This is a genomic window from Curtobacterium sp. ER1/6, from assembly GCF_001742745.1.
GTDB lineage: Bacteria > Actinomycetota > Actinomycetes > Actinomycetales > Microbacteriaceae > Curtobacterium > Curtobacterium citri.
Genome location: NZ_MJAK01000002.1, coordinates 112,644 through 131,306, shown reverse-complemented (window position 1 = coordinate 131,306; position 18,663 = coordinate 112,644). Strand labels below are relative to the sequence as shown.

General features: G+C 71.3%; 19 protein-coding genes. 13 read left to right on the top strand and 6 right to left on the bottom strand.

Features of this window, described 5'->3' with window-relative positions; translation table 11 throughout:
* Positions 1 to 100: 100 nt before the first annotated feature.
* From Cus16_RS04955 to pepN, 3 genes are all read right to left on the bottom strand, one after another.
* Positions 101 to 511 carry a globin gene (locus Cus16_RS04955; RefSeq protein ID WP_289457903.1) on the bottom strand — a complete coding sequence of 137 codons (411 nt, stop codon included), beginning with the start codon at positions 509 to 511 and terminating at the stop codon, positions 101 to 103.
* A 32-nt stretch (positions 512 to 543) separates the two neighbouring features.
* Entirely contained in the window at positions 544 to 1,614 is a 1,071-nt protein-coding gene (locus tag Cus16_RS04950) for a mechanosensitive ion channel family protein (RefSeq protein WP_223246528.1), read from the bottom strand.
* 82 nt (positions 1,615 to 1,696) lie between these two features.
* On the bottom strand, positions 1,697 to 4,276 hold the full coding sequence (gene pepN / locus Cus16_RS04945; RefSeq protein WP_069711548.1) for an aminopeptidase N: 2,580 nt from the start codon (positions 4,274 to 4,276) through the stop codon (positions 1,697 to 1,699).
* A 207-nt stretch (positions 4,277 to 4,483) separates the two neighbouring features.
* On the opposite strand from pepN, the gene Cus16_RS04940 reads away from it, so the two are divergent.
* From Cus16_RS04940 to Cus16_RS04915, 6 genes are all read left to right on the top strand, one after another.
* Complete coding sequence (locus Cus16_RS04940) at positions 4,484 to 5,044, top strand: disulfide bond formation protein DsbA (protein WP_262982034.1); 561 nt, start codon at positions 4,484 to 4,486, stop codon at positions 5,042 to 5,044.
* Positions 5,045 to 5,166: 122 nt separating this feature from the next.
* Positions 5,167 to 5,478: a hypothetical protein gene (locus Cus16_RS04935; protein WP_069711546.1), complete on the top strand. Its 312-nt coding sequence runs from the start codon at positions 5,167 to 5,169 to the stop codon at positions 5,476 to 5,478.
* An 8-nt stretch (positions 5,479 to 5,486) separates the two neighbouring features.
* Entirely contained in the window at positions 5,487 to 6,704 is a 1,218-nt protein-coding gene (locus tag Cus16_RS04930) for a hypothetical protein (RefSeq protein ID WP_141718818.1), read from the top strand.
* A 2-nt stretch (positions 6,705 to 6,706) separates the two neighbouring features.
* Positions 6,707 to 7,165 carry a hypothetical protein gene (locus Cus16_RS04925; RefSeq protein WP_069711544.1) on the top strand — a complete coding sequence of 153 codons (459 nt, stop codon included), beginning with the start codon at positions 6,707 to 6,709 and terminating at the stop codon, positions 7,163 to 7,165.
* 132 nt (positions 7,166 to 7,297) lie between these two features.
* Positions 7,298 to 7,753: a hypothetical protein gene (locus Cus16_RS04920; RefSeq protein WP_069711543.1), complete on the top strand. Its 456-nt coding sequence runs from the start codon at positions 7,298 to 7,300 to the stop codon at positions 7,751 to 7,753.
* Positions 7,746 to 8,789, top strand: a complete 1,044-nt coding sequence (locus Cus16_RS04915; protein WP_141718817.1) for a hypothetical protein — start codon at positions 7,746 to 7,748, stop codon at positions 8,787 to 8,789. The genes Cus16_RS04920 and Cus16_RS04915 overlap by 8 nt, the downstream gene beginning before the upstream one ends.
* A gap of 19 nt (positions 8,790 to 8,808) precedes the next feature.
* Here Cus16_RS04915 and Cus16_RS04910 read toward each other — a convergent pair whose 3' ends face one another.
* Entirely contained in the window at positions 8,809 to 9,336 is a 528-nt protein-coding gene (locus tag Cus16_RS04910) for a GNAT family N-acetyltransferase (RefSeq protein WP_069711541.1), read from the bottom strand.
* Here Cus16_RS04910 and Cus16_RS04905 point away from each other — a divergent pair.
* Genes Cus16_RS04905 through Cus16_RS04895 form a run of 3 tightly spaced genes read left to right on the top strand, consistent with a single transcriptional unit; the run spans position 9,335 to position 11,459 of the window.
* A complete protein-coding gene (locus Cus16_RS04905; protein WP_083263715.1) occupies positions 9,335 to 10,000 on the top strand; it encodes a helix-turn-helix domain-containing protein in 666 nt (221 codons plus the stop codon). The two genes, Cus16_RS04910 and Cus16_RS04905, sit on opposite strands and share 2 nt — an antisense overlap.
* Before the next feature lie 22 nt (positions 10,001 to 10,022).
* Complete coding sequence (locus Cus16_RS04900; protein WP_069711540.1) at positions 10,023 to 10,511, top strand: ribose-5-phosphate isomerase; 489 nt, start codon at positions 10,023 to 10,025, stop codon at positions 10,509 to 10,511.
* A gap of 18 nt (positions 10,512 to 10,529) precedes the next feature.
* The gene (locus Cus16_RS04895; RefSeq protein ID WP_069711539.1) at positions 10,530 to 11,459 is read left to right on the top strand and encodes an Fpg/Nei family DNA glycosylase; all 930 of its coding nucleotides are present in this window, start codon (positions 10,530 to 10,532) and stop codon (positions 11,457 to 11,459) included.
* A gap of 4 nt (positions 11,460 to 11,463) precedes the next feature.
* On the opposite strand, the gene Cus16_RS04890 is transcribed toward Cus16_RS04895, so the two are convergent.
* Together Cus16_RS04890 and Cus16_RS04885 are read right to left on the bottom strand one after the other, a co-directional pair.
* Positions 11,464 to 12,966, bottom strand: a complete 1,503-nt coding sequence (locus Cus16_RS04890) for an amidohydrolase (RefSeq protein ID WP_069711538.1) — start codon at positions 12,964 to 12,966, stop codon at positions 11,464 to 11,466.
* Positions 12,963 to 13,601: an FMN-binding negative transcriptional regulator gene (locus Cus16_RS04885; RefSeq protein WP_069711537.1), complete on the bottom strand. Its 639-nt coding sequence runs from the start codon at positions 13,599 to 13,601 to the stop codon at positions 12,963 to 12,965. The genes Cus16_RS04890 and Cus16_RS04885 overlap by 4 nt, the downstream gene beginning before the upstream one ends.
* Positions 13,602 to 13,782: 181 nt before the next feature.
* Between Cus16_RS04885 and Cus16_RS04880 the strand changes: the two genes are divergently transcribed.
* The 4 genes from Cus16_RS04880 to Cus16_RS04865 are packed head-to-tail and all read left to right on the top strand — an operon-like array spanning position 13,783 to position 18,633.
* Positions 13,783 to 15,381 (top strand): ABC transporter substrate-binding protein, encoded by a 1,599-nt coding sequence (locus Cus16_RS04880; protein WP_069711536.1) that lies wholly within the window; start codon positions 13,783 to 13,785, stop codon positions 15,379 to 15,381.
* A 23-nt stretch (positions 15,382 to 15,404) separates the two neighbouring features.
* Positions 15,405 to 16,805 carry a M14 family zinc carboxypeptidase gene (locus Cus16_RS04875; protein WP_069711535.1) on the top strand — a complete coding sequence of 467 codons (1,401 nt, stop codon included), beginning with the start codon at positions 15,405 to 15,407 and terminating at the stop codon, positions 16,803 to 16,805.
* Positions 16,805 to 17,746 carry an ABC transporter permease gene (locus Cus16_RS04870; RefSeq protein WP_069711534.1) on the top strand — a complete coding sequence of 314 codons (942 nt, stop codon included), beginning with the start codon at positions 16,805 to 16,807 and terminating at the stop codon, positions 17,744 to 17,746. Before Cus16_RS04875 ends, Cus16_RS04870 begins: the two co-directional genes overlap by 1 nt.
* Complete coding sequence (locus Cus16_RS04865; RefSeq protein WP_069711533.1) at positions 17,743 to 18,633, top strand: ABC transporter permease; 891 nt, start codon at positions 17,743 to 17,745, stop codon at positions 18,631 to 18,633. Before Cus16_RS04870 ends, Cus16_RS04865 begins: the two co-directional genes overlap by 4 nt.
* Positions 18,634 to 18,663: the final 30 nt, after the last annotated feature.

Below are 18,663 nucleotides of genomic sequence, written 5' to 3'. Positions count from 1 at the left end.
GGCGCGGCCCGTGCCTCCCGTCCGCCCCGTGGTCGCGTCCGGTCGATCACGACGGCCACCACCGGGCCGAGACGCGTCGCGACGCGACGCGACGCGACCGTCAGTCGAAGGTGTTCGTCATCGCGTGCGCCGCACGGTCGAGGTACGCCCACAGCTCGGCCTCGTCCATCGGAGCCAGCTCGAGCGACTCGACGGCGTCGTGCATGTGGTGCAGCCAGCGCTCGCGGGCCTCGGAGGTGATCCGGAAGGGGTTGTGGCGCATCCGGAGCCGGGGGTGCCCGCGCTCCTCGCTGTAGGTCCCGGGGCCGCCCCAGTACTGCTGGAGGAACGCGGACAGCCGCCAGATCGCACCCTCGAGGTCGTCGGCCGGGTACATCGGCCAGATGACGTCGTCCTGCTGCACGCCCTCGTAGAACCGTCGGACGAGCCGGTCGAAGGTCGGCGCGCCGCCGATCCGCTCGTACAGCGACCCGGTGGCGGCGGCGCCTCCCAGCCCCACACGCAGCGTGATCGGCTGGCCGGGCACGGGCGTGGAGGGGTCGCTCACTGGTGGTCCTTCCCGGACTCCTGGTCGTCGGTGCGGATGGCCCGCCCGAACAGGTTCCCACGCTTCCCGCGGGACTTGGTGGGTGCCGGCGTCGGCTGGGTGCGCACGGTGCGCAGGCCGTTGATGGAGGTGGCGTTCTCCCACCCCTCGGGCATGATCATCGCCATCGCCGGCAGCGTCACGCCGAGCTCGTCGACGGCGCGCTTCAGGCGGACGCGCATCTCGCGACCGACGACGTCGAGTTCGGACGCGCGGGTCTTCACGACGAGCCGGAACACCATGCCGGCGTCGGTGATGGACTGCAGCCCCCAGATCTCGGGCTTCTCGACGATCCGCTGCCGCCAGCGGGGTTCCTGCGACATCGCGACCGCCGTGCGGAGGAGTGCGTCCTGCACGGCGTCGATGTCGGTGTCGTAGGGCACCGTGATGTCGACGAGCACTCGTGACCACCCCTGCGACAGGTTGCCGACGCGCAGGATCTGACCGTTCGGGACGAACCACAGGATGCCGTTGACGTCGCGGATCTGCATGACGCGCAGGCCGACGTTCTCGACCACGCCGGTCGCGGGGCCGGTGTCCACGACGTCGCCGACGCCGGCCTGGTCCTCGAGGATCATGAACACCCCGGACAGCAGGTCCTTCACGATGCTCTGCGCGCCGACCGCCAGGCCCGCGGCGACGACCGAGGCACCACCGACGATGCCGACCGCCGCCGTCGGGAAGGACGTGGAGATGATGATCGCGAGCGCGATCACGGCGATGACCACCGTCGCGAGGTTCTCGAGCACGCTGCCGAGCGTGCGGGTCCGTTGCACCACGCGGGCGGTCTGCACCGGCGAGGCGATGAGCGCCTGGGTGTCGTCGGCGCCCTGCCGTTTCTTCACGCCGTTCACGATCCGGTCGACGACCTGCTTGATCGTGCGACGGAGCAGCAGCCGGACGATGATCGCCACGAGGATCGTGATGACGATCGTGATCGGGGTCTGCCAGGTGTCCACGAACTGGGTGAAGGCGTTCGACGCCCACTTCGAGACGTCGTCGGTCGTGTTCGCTGCCGAGTTCACCATCCGGACGATGCTAGAGGGCGGGGCCTCGGTGTCCCGTGAGGATCACCGAGGCCCCGCCCGCCAGCAGCGTGTTCCGCTCCGATCAGGCGTCGGCCGCCTGGACCCGCAGCGCCCGCTCGGTGCCGGCGACGTTCTCCGTCACGATGCGACGCAGCGCCGGGGTCTCCGGGTGCGCCTCGAGCCAGGCGTTCGCCGCGTCGCGGAGCTCGACCGAGGCGAGCGGCGCCGGGTAGAGCCCGGTGACGATCGTGTCGGCCATGTGGTAGCTGCGCTCCGCCCAGATGCGGGTGAGGGCGTCGAAGTAGCGGGACACCAGACCCTCGAGGACGACGGGGCTGTTCGTGTGCTGGAACCCGACGGTGGTCTGCCGGACGATCGCGTTCGGCAGCTCGTCGGAGTCGACGAGCGACGTGAACGCCGCGAGCTTGCCCTCGGCGGTCGGGATCGTCGCACGGGCACGCGCGGCGGCCTGCTCGCCCGATGCGGTCTTGTCCGCGGCCAGCTCGGCGTCGACCTCGGCGTCACCGGCGGCGCCCGCGAGCACGAGGCCCTCGAGCAGCTCCCAGCGCAGGTCGGTGTCGACCTCGAGACCCTGCAGCGTGACCGAACCGTCCCGGAGGCCCTGCAGCGTGGTCACGTGCTCCGGCGTCGAGGCGATCTGCGCGAAGAACTTCACGAACTGGAACTGAGCGTCCGACCCGGACTCAGCCGACGCGGCCAGCTGCCACAGCGTGTCGCCCACGGTGCGGACGGTGGCGTCGACCTTCGCCGGGGCGACGTAGTTCCGAGCGGTGAGCAGCAGCTGCGACAGCGTCGTGCGGATCGTCGTCGACTCGGTCTCGGTGGCGATGTTGCCGAGCACCAGGCGGACGTAGTCGCTCGCGGGCGACTCGGCGTCGCGTGTGGCGTCCCACATCGCGCCCCAGACGATCGAGCGGGCGAGCGGGTTCGCGATCGAGGCGAGGTGCTCGATCGCCGTGCGGCGGGACTGCTCGTCGAGACGGATCTTGGCGTACGCCAGGTCGTCGTCGTTGAGCAGCACGAGGTCGCCGCGGTGCACGCCGACGAGCTCGGGGACCTCGGTGCGGGCGCCGTCGACGTCGATCTCGACGCGGTGCGCACGCTCGAGCTTGCCGCCGGACGAAGCGGTGTCGGCGCCGAACGGTGCGTCCGCGTCCTGCTGGAAGGCGTAGACGCCGATCGCGAGCCGGTGCGGGCGGAGCGTCGGGTGGTCCGCCGGGGCCTCCTGCAGGACGGCGAACGACGTGATCACGCCGGCCTCGTCGACCTCGATCTCGGGGCGCAGCGTGTTCACGCCGGCGGTCTCGAGCCACAGCTGCGACCACTCGGACAGGTCGCGGCCGCTCGTCGCCTCGAGCTCGACGAGCAGGTCGCGGAGCTCGGTGTTCGAGTGGTGGTGCTTCTTGAAGTACGCCGAGACGCCCGCGAAGAACGCGTCGATGCCGACCCACGCCACGAGCTGCTTGAGGACGGAGCCGCCCTTCGCGTACGTGATGCCGTCGAAGTTGACCTGGACGTCCTCGAGGTCGTTGATCGTCGCGACGATCGGGTGCGTCGAGGGGAGCTGGTCCTGCCGGTAGGCCCAGGACTTCTCCATGGCCTGGAAGGTCGTCCACGCCTCGGTCCACTCGGTGGCTTCGGCCGTGGCGATCGTGGAGGCCCACTCGGCGAACGACTCGTTCAGCCAGAGGTCGTTCCACCACTTCATCGTGACGAGGTCGCCGAACCACATGTGCGCGAGCTCGTGCAGGATCGTGACGACCCGGCGCTCCTTGATGGCGTCGGTGACCTTGGACCGGAACACGTAGGTCTCGGTGAAGGTGACCGCACCCGCGTTCTCCATCGCGCCGGCGTTGAACTCCGGCACGAACAGCTGGTCGTACTTCTCGAACGGGTAGGCGACGTCGAACTTCTCCTCGAAGTACGCGAAGCCCTTCTTCGTCGTCTCGAACACGTACTCCGGGTCGAGGTACTCGGCGAGCGAGCGACGCGCGAAGACGCCGAGCGGAATCGTCCGGCCGTCGCGGCTGGTCAGCTCGTCACGAACGACCTCGTACGGACCGGCGATCAGCGCCGTGATGTAGCTCGAGATGCGGGACGTCGCGGGGAAGACCCACGTCGCGACCTCGCCGTCGACGTGCGGCTCGGGCGTCGGGGCGTTCGAGACGACCTGCCAGCGGGCCGGGGCCGTCACCGTGAAGGTGAACTCGGCCTTGAGGTCGGGCTGCTCGAAGACCGCGAACATGCGGCGGGAGTCCGGCACCTCGAACTGCGAGTACAGGTAGACCTCGTCGTCGACCGGGTCGACGAAGCGGTGCAGGCCCTCGCCCGTGTTCGTGTAGAGCGCGTCGGCGACGACGACGAGCTCGTTCTGCTCCTGCAGCCCGTCCAGCTGGATGCGGACACCGTCGTTGACCGCGGCGACGTCGAGCGCGGCACCGTTCAGCTCGACCGAGTGCACGGCCTTCGTGATCGCGTCGATGAAGGTCGAGGCGCCGGGCGTCGCGGTGAAGCGGACACGCGTGGTGCTGCCGAACGTCTCGGCGCCGCGGGTCAGGTCCAGCTCGACGTCGTACGTCTGCACGGCGACGACCGCGGCACGTTCCTGGGCTTCGGTTCTGGTGAGGTTCTCTCCGGGCACGGACGCTCCAACTTCGCTTGCGGCGCGGACGATCGATGTCCGCGGTGAGGGGGAGTCCCGGCACGGCGTCGTGCGCCGTCGGGACGATGGGATCAGCCTAGCGAGCGCGCGTACGCTCGCACCGTGACCGAGACTGCTGTGGACAACACCGAGACCGCCCGCACCGCTGTGGAGTTCTGGTTCGACCCGAACTGCCCCTGGGCCTGGATGACGAGCCGCTGGGTCGACGAGGTCGCCCGCCACCGGGACCTCGACGTGACCTGGAACGTGATGAGCCTGTTCGTCCTCAACGAGGACCAGGACATCCCCGAGGAGTACCGCGAGCGCATCCACAAGGGACAGCTCTACCCGCGGATCGTCACCGCCGCGGCGCTCCGCCACGGCCAGGAGATCGTCAAGCCGCTGTACGACGCGCTCGGCGAGCACGTCCACCACCGCCAGGAGTCCGACCCCGAGCAGGTCGTCCCGGCCGTGCTCCGCGAGCTCGACCTCGACGCCGACCTGCTCGAGTACGCCTGGACCGACGAGGTCGACCAGGTCGTCCGCGCGAGCCACCAGGAGGGCATCGATCGCGTCGGCCAGGACGTCGGGACGCCCGTGATCGCCGTCGAGGGCACGGCCTTCTTCGGCCCGGTCATCTCCCCGGCGCCGAAGGGACAGGAAGCGGTGGACCTGTGGGACGGCGTCGTCGCCGTCGCGAAGTACCCCGGTTTCTTCGAGCTCAAGCGCTCGCGGACGGTCGGTCCGATCTTCGACACGGTCGCGTAGCCCGGCCTGCGTCGCGGACGCGACCAGCGGGCGGACGGGAGGCACGGTGCGGGCCCGCACCGTGCCTCCCGTCTGCTACGGTGCTGGCCGAACGCTGAAACATCACGAGCACGGGGGTCTCGATGGGGGAGCAGTACCGGGTCGACCGAGGGGCGACCGAACGGACGGTCGCGGACGTCCACGGCGCGGCCGAGGACGTCGCCGAACGGGCGGGGGCACTGGCCGAGGCGCTGGACGCCGTCACCTCGGCGGCGAGCGGTTCGGACGTCATCGCATCGGCCGTCTCGTCCTTCGCCGCTGCGCGCTCGGCCACCGCACCGCGGATCGGCGCGCACCTCGCGGCGGTCAGTGCGGTCGGCCGCGTCGCCCTGGCCGCGGTGGACGAAGCAGACGCGGACATGGCCGTCCGGGCCGAGCGGGGCGCCGTCCGGTGAACGCGCCGGTGACCGCGGGGCTCCTCGACGAGATCCGTCTCGACATGGCGGCGGTCGTCGCCGCAGCCGGTGTGGCGAGCACTGCTGGGGAGCGCGTCCGAACCGCTGCCGCGAACGGCGACCGTTCCTGGGCCGCCGTGCCGTCGGTCTTCGCGATGCCCGGGGTGAGCGAGGCGATGCCCGCGATGACCCGCCGGTCCAGCGATGCAGCCGACGGCCTGGCCGACAGCGTCACGGCCCTGCACCGGCTCCTCGACACGGCATCGTTCGAGTTCGCCGACCTCCGTTCCCGGCGGACTGCCCTGGTGGAACGGATCGCGTCCTTCACGGGAGGGATCGGCGATGCCGTGGCGCAGCACGACGCCTCGCTGGCTGACCCACCGTCGGCGGCGACGCCGTGGCGGCAGGTTCCCGGCCTCGCCGCCGAGGACGCCGCCCTCCGATCGGCGGCGGATGCGTGGAACGAGCAGTGGCGGGAGTGGCAGCGCGACCTGGCCTCCCGCATCGGTCGGATCGACGGCGGGGACTCGACGGACGGGCTCGCCACCGACGAGACCGACGTCCGGAACGCGAGCCTGGTGGCGCCGATGCCGCTCCCCGGGTTCCCCTCGACGCCGTTCCAGTTCCCGTGGCCGTGGCTCGGCGCGGCCGGCGGCACGGCCGCCGGGGCGGGGAGTGCGGCCGCCGGACTGTCCGCGCTCGAGCTCCTCGGGATCCTGTTCGGTCTGAGCGGTGACACCGCGAAGCAGACCCCGGCGGACGCGATGCGGCAACGGATGGCGCAGGCGGACGCCGACGCGTGGTCCTGGGTGCACGATCCACTCACCGGCAGGCCGCGCGAGGTCGCCGGTGGCGCTGGCATCATGACGGATGCGGTCGGGCCGATGACCGGGCCGGAGGCGAACGAGCACATCCGTTCGATCGGTCGTCCGGGGAAGACCGAACCGCACCGAGAAGTGGACACGCCCGAGGAGGTCGTGGCGGCGTGGCGCGACTTGAGTCGTGGCGGGAAGCTCGTCACCGGGACCGCTCGAGATCGCATCCAGGTGGTCCTTCCAGATGGCACGAGGGTGCAGTACCGGCGTGACAGCGGAACCGGGGGACCAGTGGTCGAGGTGCACAACCCGAAGTCGTCGGAGTGGGACAACGTGAAGGTGCACCTGCCAGAGCGCGTCGAACGACCCGGTCCGCACGATCTTCCTGACGACGCTCTACCGGAGGGCTGACGATGAACGAGTTCACCTACTACTGCCTCGCCAGTGTCGAAGATGGGACGGGAGACGATCTGTGGGCATGGTCCGGCAACATCGAGAAGGGCCGCCATCGCCCTCTCGAGGACACTCGCTCGTGGCTCCTCCGACGGCTTCAGCAGCTCCTCGAAGGCGATCTCGTGGCGGTCGGGAACTTCGAGGACGGCGACTCCGGCAGAGCCGTCTGGCGGCCGTGGACCGGCGACCCCGAGTCCCTGGTCGAACGCATCGCTGCGATCTACACGGTTGATGTCGAGCCTGATGAGGTGCAGTTCTGGGATTGCTATCTGATGAGGACGGAGCACGGCTCGGAGATGTACACACGAGAACGTACGCGGCGTCTGTCCGCTGGTCGGGACACGCTCCCACGGCTTCGGAACGTCTGGGATGCCGACGGGAACGTCATCGAGCCATGCGGTGACGAGATCACTGTCTGACGCCGAGCCGGGCACCCGCACGGACAGCCGATCCGGCGGCCCGACCATCGATGTCCATGCAAGCTCGCAGGACAGGATCGAGATCCGTCTCCCGGAAGGATCGGATCCGAACGACCCATCAGAGTCTGCTTGATGAACGAACTGACCTACCAACTCCTCGCCGACGTCGCGGACGGACTGGGTACGGACCTCTCCGAATGGCACACGACCGTCGCACACCGCACCGGCGAGGACGACGCGACCACGCGCTCCCGCGTGCTCGGCTGGATCCGGGCTGCGGTCGAGCAGGAAATCATGGGGCTCGGGTCTCTCGAACCTGATGAGGAGGGGCGGGGACGGTGGTCGAACTGGGACGGCCCGGTAGCCGATCGTCTCGAGCATGCTGGCGCACGGTACGGCGCGACCGGCACGCTCTGGAACGTCTTCGCGACCGACACTCCTCGAGGGATGGATCTCTACGAGGCCGAGCGGAGTTGCCGCGAGGCAGCGGGCATCGATCCGGATGCGCACGTCGGTCATCACCTCAAGGGGATCTGGGACGCCGAAGGCAACGTCATCGAGCCGCATGGGGACGAGATCGTTGTCTGACGCAGGCCTGGAGTACGTTGCGTTCCCGACCGTCGAGGTGCGGGAGATGCCCGACGGCTCGATCGCGGCGCTCCGCGAGCCGCTGCCGGGGTACGAGCAGTACATCGACGTGGTCCCACCCGCTGACGCCGAGGACCCGAAGGTGCAGCGGCGCAGTGTCCGGCGGGACGACGGCCTCCCGCCGAGCGCCGAGCCTGCACCGCGGACGCCCGAGGAACGGCTCCTGCTCGACGTCCTCGAGTTCGGCCGCAACGGGTGTGCCACGGACCTCCGCGCCGTACACCGGCTGGCGAGGACGGACCACGAGCCGGACCCCGGCGCCGCCCGTGCGATGGCACTCCGGGCGCTCGAGGTCGGCCTCCGTCGGGGCCTGCTGACGAGCGGGATGTTCGTGCGGGCACAGGGCGTGCTGGCGTTCGTCGAGACCGACCGGACGATCGCGGACCGGGTCGCCTTGCTGCGGTCCCGGTACGTGAGCGCGCCGGGAGTCGGCGAGTCCGACGAGGACCTCGCCGCGACGCTGTGGCTCATGAACGCGCCCGAGGGCGAGCGCTACGCACGGACGCACGGTGCGAGCGCGCAGCCGAGCACGGAGACCGCTACGCCGTCGGTCCCCTCGGACACCCCGGCCGTCGTGGTGCGCTCCTCGGGCGATGCGTGGGAGAACCGGCACCACGCGCTCCTGGCCGACAACGTCTTCGAGGAACTCCGGAACGGCTGGCTGTCGTGGGAGCAGGGCATCGAGGACGCTGCACTGCGCAAGCTGGCGTGGGGCATCGCCGCCGAGATCGTGTACGCCTTCGACGTCAGGTGGTCGCCGGACTGGGTGCCGGAGGGGCACCCACACCGCTGGCACGACGACGAGGGGTGGCACGCGCGGTGCAACGACTGCCTCGCAGAGAGCCCTGCGGAGGCCGAGGAAGCGTCCGCGTGGGACTGGTTCGCGACCCATCGTGCCGTTGCGCACGGCGACACCGCTCCGTCGTTCCGCCCGTCTCCACCGCCGATCGAGGTGCCGCTGCCCGGCAGCGAGTGAACCCCACCGGCCGTGCGCCTCAGGCGATGCGCAACTGCATGAGCGTCAGGTCGAGCCACCGGTCGAACTTCCGCCCGACCTCGGGCAGCACCCCGACGGTGACGAACCCGAGCCGCTCGTGCAGGGCGATCGAGCCCGTGTTCGACGAGCAGATGCCGGCCATCACGACGTGCACGTCCGCCGCACGGGCGTGTGCGACGAGGGCGTCCATGAGCAAAGTAGCGATGCCTCGGCCGCGGAACGCCGGCACGACGTAGACGCTGTGCTCGACCGTGTGGCGGTACCCCTGGTGCGGCCGGAACGCGCTGTAGGTGACGTAGCCGGCGACGACCCCGCCGACCTCGGCGACGAGCACGGGGAGTCCGGCGGCACGACGCTCGGCGAGCCACCCGTCGAAGTACTCCCGCGGGTGCGGCTCCTCCTGCCAGATCGCCGTCGAGTGCAGCACGGCGTCGACGTGCAGCGCGTGGACGACGTCGAGGTCGCGCGGCTCGCAGTCCCGCACGGTGACAGGGGCAGCGCCGGCCGTCGCATATGCTGTCGTCATGTCTCAGATCGTAGACGACGCGGGAGCGGCATCGGAACCGGCCGCAGAGCGCGCCGCCGGGAGCGCTGCCGAGACCGCCGACGACGCAGACCAGCGCCGCCTCGGGGAACGCCTGCAGCGCCTGCGGACCGAGCGGAAGTGGAGCCTGACCGAGCTCGCCGAGGAGTCCGGCGTCTCCCGCGCGATGATCAACCGCGTCGAGCGCGGGGTGTCGAGCCCGACGGCCACCATCCTCGGCCGGCTGTCCGGCGCGTTCGGTCTCACGGTCTCGCAGCTCCTCGACGAGACGCTGGAGCACGACGTCCCGCGCACGGCCGATCCCGACGAGGCGCGCGGCGTACAGCGCGGGGCGACCGCGGACTCCTGGACCGACCCCGAGACCGGGTACCGCCGGCGTCCCGTCTCGAGTGCGGCGTTCCCCGCGGACGTCACCGAGGTGCGCCTCCCGGCCGGCCGCGAGGTCGCGTACCCGGCGAGCGCCTACGCCTTCCTCCGTCACTGCATCTGGGTCGTCGACGGCGTCCTCGAGGTGGTCGTTGCGGGGGAGTCCACGCGGCTCGGCTCGGGGGACCGGATCGAGCTCGGCGACCCGGCGGACGTGGTCTACCGCAACCCGGGTGACGAGGCGGTTCGGTACGTCGTCGTCGTGGTCCGGGCGGCGTAGGCGCGGGAATAGGATCGAGGCCATGCGCATCCACCTCGGAACGGACCACGCCGGCCTCGAGTTCAACAAGACCCTCGCCCAGCACCTCACCGAGGCGGGGCACGAGGTGGTCGACCACGGTCCGACCGAGTACGACGCGCTCGACGACTACCCCTCGTTCTGCATCAACGCCGCGCACGCCGTGGTGCAGGACCAGCGCGCCGGTGTCGAGGCGCTCGGTGTCGTCTTCGGCGGTTCGGGCAACGGCGAGCAGATCGCGGCCAACAAGGTCGAGGGCATCCGGGCCGCGCTGGTGTGGAACGAGTCGACGGCGCTCCTCGCCCGCCAGCACAACGACGCGAACGTCATCTCGATCGGTGCCCGGCAGCACACCGAGGACGAGGCCATCCGCTTCGTCGACCTCTTCATCGCCGAGCCCTTCTCCGGCGAGGAGCGTCACGCCCGCCGCATCGCGCAGCTCGCCGAGTACGAGACGACGGGGCACATCGCCGGTCGGCAGATCGACGAGTAGTCCGGGTAGACAGGACCGATGCCAGAGGGTCACTCCGTCCACCGCATCGCGAACCAGTTCTCGCGGCACTTCGTCGGCAAGCGCTGCGAGGTGTCGAGTCCGCAGGGTCGCTTCGCGGCCGGTGCGGCGCAGCTCGACGGCAAGCGGATGACCGCAGCGCGGGCGGTGGCGAAGCAGCTGTTCCTCGAGTTCGAGGACGACCTGTTCCTCCGGGTGCACCTCGGTCTCTACGGAGCGTGGGACTTCGCGGGCGTGATCTCGTCGGCGGAGGCCCTGTCCGAGGACGGCGACGGCGAGGAGTCGCTCGCGTCGATCGGCGCCCCGCGGCTCGCCCGCTACCGGATGGCGGAGCAGGAGCAGGCCGAGGACCCGATCGAGTCCTTCCCGCCGGACCCGGTCGGCCAGGTGCGCGTGCGGATCCTCACCCAGGACACCGTCGCCGACCTGCGCGGTCCGACCGCCTGCGTGGTCGAGGACCCTGCCGGCGTGCAGAAGGCGCTGGACAAGCTCGGTCCGGACCCGATCAACGACGACGGCCCCGAGGCCGAGAAGACCTTCGTCGAGAACGTGCGGAAGCGCAACGTCGCGATCGGCCAGCTGCTGATGGACCAGTCGGTGGTCGCCGGCATCGGGAACATCTACCGCGCGGAGCTGCTCTTCCGACAGCGCATCGACCCGTACAAGCCCGGCAAGAAGATCACCGTCAAGCAGGCGAAGGCGCTCTGGCAGGACTGGTCGAAGCTGTTGCACGAGGGCGTCCGCGACGGCCTCATGCTGACGATGGACGACCTGTCCGAGGCTGATCACAAGAAGGCGCTGCGGTCGCGGAAGGACCGGCACTGGGTGTACCACCGCCAGGGGGAGCCGTGCCGGGTGTGCGGCACGGAGATCCGGATGGCGGACATGGCCGGTCGCAAGCTCTACTGGTGCCCGAAGGACCAGAAGTAGCGCCTCACACCGAGCGGTGCGTGAACCGCCCGGCGACGGCCGTCGCGAGCACCGGCATCGTGCGCAGCACGTCCGACGGCTCGGACACGGCGACCGCCAGCGGGTCCGCCGGCAGCAGCACGAGGTCCGCGACGTCACCGACCGCGACCGAGACCCGGCCGTCCGTGGACCCCTTCCACGCGGCGAGCGCCGACATCCGCTGCTCGGGGTGCCACGGCTCGCGGCCGTCCCGGTCCCGTCCGACCGCGGCCGCCATCGACACCCACGGGTCGAGCGGCGCGACGGGCGCGTCCGAGCCGAGCCGCAGTTCGGCGCCGGCCCGCTCGAGCGCGGCGAACGGGAAGGCCCGGTCCGTCTCGCCAGCCCAGTGCCGGTCGGCGATGTCGCGGTCGTCCATCGCGTGCTCGGGCTGGACGGACGCGGCGACCCCGAGCCGGGCGAACCGGTCGAGGTCGGCGCCGTCGAGCAGCTGCGCGTGCTCGATCGACCCGCGCGCGCCGACGGCCTCGAACACGTCGAGTGCGAGCGTGTTCGCCCGGTCGCCGATCGCGTGCACGGCCGGGACGAGCCCGGCGTCGACCGCCCGGCGGACCATCGCCACGAGCTCGTCGAACGCGTAGGCCAGGACGCCCTCGCCGGAGGCCATCGCCGCGGTCCGGGTACCGAGCGACCCGTCGGTGATCACCTTGAACGGACCGGTCGACAGCAGTCCGCCGGTGCCGTCGACGACCGCGCCGGTGCGGAGGCCGCGGGCGATCGCGTCCTCGAGCTCGTGCGGGTACACGCCGCACGCGACCCGGAGTCCGTCGGTGCCGGCCCTCATCCGCCGGGTCCAGCGGTCGAGGCCGGACCGCATCTCCAGGTCGACGACGCGGGTCACGCCGCGCGCCGTGGCCGCGTCGACGGCGTCGGACACGTAGCCGTCGAGCACGTCGTCGGGCACGCGGGAGAGCGCGGCCGTCACGTCGAACGCGTCCTGCTCGCGCAGCACTCCGTCGTCGCCCGCCACGAGCGGGCGGCCCACCGCCGCCGAGAACCGCTCCAGGGCGATCCCGTTGCACCAGACGGCGTGCAGGTCGCCGCTGATGACGACGGCCGGGAGGCCCGGCGCGGCCCGGTCGAGCAGCTCGCGTCGCGCGGGGCGGGGCCAGAGACCGTCCCGGTAGCCGTGACCGACCATCGTCGCGGCCGGACCGCCGTCCGGTCCGGCGGCACGCGCCGCCCCGGCGAGCAGGTCGGCGGTCGCTTCCGCGGAGTCGCAGCCGGACACGTCGACGCGACGGCGGACGAGGGCCCACTGGTCGAAGTGGACGTGGTGGTCGACGAGCCCTGGGCCGAGCCACGCGCCGTCGGCCTCGACGACCTCGGTGTCGGCACCGGCCACCGCGGCGGCGTCGAGCGTCCCGGCGGGGGCGACCGCGGTGACCCGTCCGTCGACGACGCGGACGTCCGCGGGGACGCCGGAGGTCCCGACCCGCCGGACGGAACGGAGCAGGAGGTCGGTCACGACGCCTCCCGGCCGTGTGCGCGGTCCATCTCGTCGGCGAGCGCCGGCGACGCGTAGGGGCCGTCCCCGCGCAGGCCCGCGACGATGCGCTCGACCACCTCGGGCGCCTTGTTCTGCGACAGCTTGGCGCGGGCGTCGGAGCGCGTGACCCGGATGCGGATCCCCACGGTGCCCTTCGCCACCCGTCGGGCGGTCTCCTCGTCGACGTCGAGCGAGACCGGCTCGGGCATGACGCGCTCGAAGTGGTCGACGAGCTCGCCGAGCACGCGGAAGTTCTCCTCGTCGGACAGGATCTCCGGCGTGCCCCACAGGTGCGCGGTCACGTGGTTCCACGTCGGGACGAACTGCTCCGGCGGGTACCACGCGGGGGAGACGTAGCCGTGCGGGCCCTGGAACACGACGAGGACCTCGTGCTGCCCGAGCTCGTGCGCGACCTCGTCGGGGCGGCCGACGTGCGAGACGAGCACGATCGCGTCCGGGTCGTCGTCGGGGCCGGGCGTCTCGAGGAGCACCGGGTAGTGCGACGCGACGATCCCGGCCGCCGTGTGGGACACGATCGTCGCCCACGGGTTCTCGGCGACCACGCGCCGCACCTCGGCGACGTCGGTCATCAGGAAGCGGGGTGTGTGGCGCATGCGACGAGCGTGGCACAGGACGGCCGCCTTCGCGACGGGTGTCGTTTCCGGCTCGTTTCCGGGCGGTAAAGGTTTCAGAGATCAGTGAAAGAAACCTTGTGCTCGGGTTTCCGCGGCCCCTACCGTCTCGACCACGACGACCGGGCCCGAACCGGACGCGCTTCGACTCGAGGAGCTCAAGATGCGACGCAGGACGATCGCGGCGGTGGCCGCAGCGGCCACGCTGGCGCTGGTGGCCACCGGCTGTTCGGCCACCGGGAACGGGAGCGGGGACGCCCAGGGCGGCTCCGGCGGGAGCCTGGTCTACGCGACCGGCGAGCCCGACCATCTGACCCCGGGCCGCCAGACGGTGGCCTTCACCCAGACGATGAGCCTGTTCGCGCCGCTCACCGAGACGGACGCGAAGGGTGAACTGCACGACGTCGCCGCGAAGAGCGTCGAGTCGAGCGACGCCACCACCTGGACGATCACGCTCCGCGACGGCTGGACGTTCCAGAACGGCGAGGCGGTCACGCCCGAGAGCTACGTCAAGGCCTGGAACCACACCGCGTACGGCCCGAACGCCTGGGAGAACAGCGGGCAGCTCGCCGCGATCGTCGGCTACTCGGACCTCAACCCCGCCTCGGGCACCCCGAAGACGAAGGAGATGTCGGGACTGAAGGTGACGGGTAAGGACACCTTCACGGTGACGCTCACCCACGCGGACAGCCAGTTCCCGCTCCAGCTCAGCCAGGCGCAGACCGCGTTCTACCCGATGCCCGAGGCCGCGTACAGCGACCTGAAGGCCTACGACGCGAAGCCGATCGGCAACGGCCCGTACGAGATGACCGAGAAGTGGACGGCGAACCAGCCGTTCACGGTCAGGGCGTGGTCGGGCTACGAGGGCACGAAGGCGAAGACGGAGGACGTCACCTTCAAGAGCTACGCCGACATGAACACCGCGTACACCGACGTGCTCGCCGGCAACGCCGACGTGCTGTTCCTGCCGACCGACAAGATGACCAGCGCCTCCGGTGACTTCGGGGACCGCCTGCACTCCTTCGACGCCCCGGGCATCGACTACCTCGGCTTCCCGCTGTGGGACGAGCGGTACGCCGACCCCGACGTCCGACGGGCCATCTCGATGTCGATCAACCGGAAGCAGGTCAACCAGGCGATCTACGGCGGCCTGTACGAGCCGGCCACCGCGCTCACCCCGCCGGGCATGTCCGGCACGCAGGAGGGCATCTGCGGCGAGGCCTGCGAGTTCTCGCCGTCGAAGGCGAAGGCGCTCCTGGCGAAGGCCGGCGGGTTCGACGGCTCGATCACCCTCGTCTACCCCGGCGGCAACGGCCTCGACTCGCTCTACCAGGCGTACGCGAACCAGATCCGGCAGAACCTCGGCGTCGACACCGAGGCGAAGGCCACCACCGACTGGGCGTCGTACTACTCGGAGCTGACCGACAAGAAGATCGAGGGACCGCACTTCGGGCACTGGGGTGCGCTGTACGCCAGCCAGCAGAACACCCTCCGGGCGCTGTTCACCAGTGCGGGCGGCTGCGCGCCGTGCACCGGCTACTACCAGTCGGACGAGGTCGACTCGCTGCTCGCGAAGGCCGACTCCGCGGGGTCGCAGGACGAGGCGAACGAGTACTACGCGCAGACGCAGGAGGCCGTGCTGCGGGACTTCCCGGTCGTGCCGACCTTCTTCGACAAGTACTCCTACGTCGTGAGCGACAAGATCGCCTCGCTCCCCGCCGTCGACGGCAGCCCGGTGGTCCAGGCCATCACCGTCCAGTAGCCGCAGGAAGCGATCCGCACCGCATGGACCAGCGCACCGTCCTCCGTCTCGTCACCGAGGTCCCCGACCGCGACGGCTTCCCGCTCGTCGACGACCTGCACGCCCGGTTCGCCGCGCTCGCCGCGGCGCACCCGGGGCAGGTCACGGTCACCCGGATCGGCACCAGCCGTCTCGGGGAGCCGCTCCACAGCTACCGGATCGGGTCCGGGTCGCACGCCGCCGTCGTCGTCGGCGGCGTGCACCCGAACGAGCCGATCGGATCGTGGACGGCGCTCCACCTGGCGACCTGGCTGCTGGCGGGCGGGACGGAGGAGCTCGACGTCACGTGGCACGTCGTCCCCACGATCGACCCCGACGGCATGCGCCTCAACGAGGCGTGGTTCGACGACCCGTACGACCGGGTGCACTACGCGCGGCACTTCTACCGGCCGGCGCCGGACAGCCAGGTCGAGTGGACCTTCCCGAACAGCCACGGGTCGGTGTACTTCGACCAGGTGCTGCCGGAGACGCTCGCGTTCATGCGGCTCATCGACGACACCGAGCCCGACCTGCTCGTGTCGCTGCACAACGGCGAGATGGGCGGCGTCTACTACTACCTCTCCGAGGACCTGCCCGGTGTGATCGACACCCTGCACGCCGTCCCGGCGGCACTCGGGCTGCCGCTCGACACCGGGGAGCCGGAGTCGCCGTTCCTGCGCGAACTCGCCCCGGCGGTGTTCGCCATGGACGGTGTGGAGCGGGCGTACGACTACCTGGAGTCGCTCGGCGTCGACCCCGCGGAGCACATCCACGGGGCGTCCAGCGCCGCGTGGGCGATGCGGCACGGCGCGCTGTGCGTGGTCGCCGAGCTGCCGTACTGGAGCCACCCGGACGCCGACGACCAGACCCCGACGACCGAGTCGTACGCGGACCTCCTCCGTCGGTGCGCGGACGACCTCGGCGCCGTGGGGGTCGTCCTGCAGGACGTGCTCGACGCCGCGACGCCCCTGCTCACGATCGAGACGCCCTTCCTCGAGGCCTCCCGTGCCTTCGTGCCGATGCTCGCCGGCATGGTCGAGACCGACCGGCTGCGGGCCGACCGGGAACCGGCCGCCCGGAGGGCCACCGTCGCCGAGCGCTTCGGCTGCGAGGACCTCGTCCGGTGCTTCGGGCTCCGCTACGGCGGCATGCTGCTCCGTGCGCTCGAGGCGGAGACGGGTGCCGGCACGGCACCCGCGCCGCTCCGGCGGCTGCGGGACCGGCTCGCGGCGCAGTACGCGCTCTGGCAGGCAGACGCCGGGACGGGGGCGGTGCCCATCCCGGTGGCGACGCTGGTGGGCGTGCAGTTCGGGGCGATCCTGGCCTGCGCGGCGCACGTCGTGGGCGACGGGACGGACGCACCACGCGCCTCCCGACCGTCCCTGGCGACGACGGGAGGCGCGTGATGCGTCCCACGCTCACGGTCGGCCGCCGGGTCGGCGGCCTGCTGGTCGTCTTCCTCGGCGTGACCTTCCTCATCTACGCGATGACGTTCGCGCTCCCCGGCGACCCGATCAAGGCGCTCGGCGGCGACCGGCCGCTCAGCGACTCCGTCGTGCGCGCCCTGCGGGCCGAGTACCACCTCGACCAGCCGCTGTGGCTGCAGTACCTGCAGTACCTCGGCGGCCTGTTCCGCGGGGACTTCGGCACGGACTTCAGCGGGCAGTCCGTCGGCGAGCAGATGGCGTCGCGCTGGCCGGTCACGGTCACGCTCGCGCTCACCGCGTGGGCGATCGAGATCGTGCTCGGCATCGGGCTCGGGGTGGTGTCGGCACTGCGCCGTGGCACCCTCCTCGACAAGAGCGTCCTGGTCGGCACGATCGTCGTCGGGGCCGTCCCGGTCTTCGTGCTCGGTGTCGCCCTGCAGCTGGTCTTCTCGGTGCGGCTGCACTGGTTCCCCGTCGCCGGGGCGACCGCGGGGTGGCCCACGGCGTACCTGCTGCCCGCGTTCGTCATCGCGCTCTTCGGCCTGGCGGCCGTGTCCCGGCTGACCCGGACGTCGATGATCGAGACGCTCGACGCCGACTTCGTCCGGACGGCGCGCGCGAAGGGGCTCACCCCCGGCCGCATCGTCGGCGTGCACGTCATGCGCAACTCGCTCATCCCCACGGCGACGTACCTCGCCACCGACCTCGGGTACCTCATGGGCGGGACGGTGATCGTCGAGGGCATCTTCAACCTGCCCGGCGTCGGGAACCTGCTGTTCCAGGGCATCCGGTCGCACGAGGGCGCCGTCGTCGTCGGCATCTCGACCGCGCTCATCCTGGTGTTCCTCGTCACGAGCGTGCTCGTCGACCTGCTGCACGCCGCCCTCGACCCCCGCGTCCGGACAGGAGCCTCCGCATGACCACCTCCGCCATCGGCGCCACCGTCCCGCAGGCCGTCGTCACCCGACGGCGACCGCTGCGCTCCGCGGTCCGGCGCCCCGGGTTCTGGCTGCCGGCCGGTGTCCTGACCGTCGTCCTGCTCGTCGCGCTCTTCCCGGGCTTCTTCGCCGGCCTCTTCGGGCACGGCGACCCCCGAGTGTGCGACCTCGGGAAGAGCGGTGCGCCCGCCGCAGCCGGTCACCCCTTCGGCTTCGACCTGCAGGGGTGCGACGTCTACGCCAACGTCCTCTACGGAACCCGGTCGTCGATCGCCGTCGCCGTGCTCACCACGGTCCTCGCCGGTGCCGTCGCCGTGGTCGTCGGGACCGTCGCCGGCATGGTCGGCGGGTGGGTGGACGCCGTGCTCGCCCGGTTGACGGACGTCTTCCTCGGGTTCCCGTTCCTGCTCGGGGCGGTCGTCGTCCTGAACAGCGTGGGGGAGCGGTCGGTACTGACCGTCTCGCTCGTCCTCGCCCTGTTCGGCTGGCCGACCATGGCCCGGCTCGTCCGCTCGAGCGTGCGGAGCGTCCGGAACGCCGAGTTCGTCCTGGCCGCCCGCACGATGGGCCTCTCCACCTGGCGGATCACCACCCGGTACGTCCTGCCGGCGTCGATCTCACCGCTGCTCGTCCTCGCGACGATCACCGTCGGTGGCGTCATCGTGTCGGAATCGTCCCTCACCTACCTCGGCATCGGGCTCGAGAGCCCCGCCATCTCCTGGGGGCTGCAGCTGTCCGCGGCGACGAGCCAGTTCCTCCGGGCACCGCACATGCTGGTCGCGCCCGCGGTGTTCCTGGCGGTGACGGTGCTGTCCGTCATCGCGCTCGGCGACACCCTGCGCGCCGCACTCGACCCCCGACGTCGCTGAGCGCGGCGCGGCGCACGCTGCGGCCCGCGA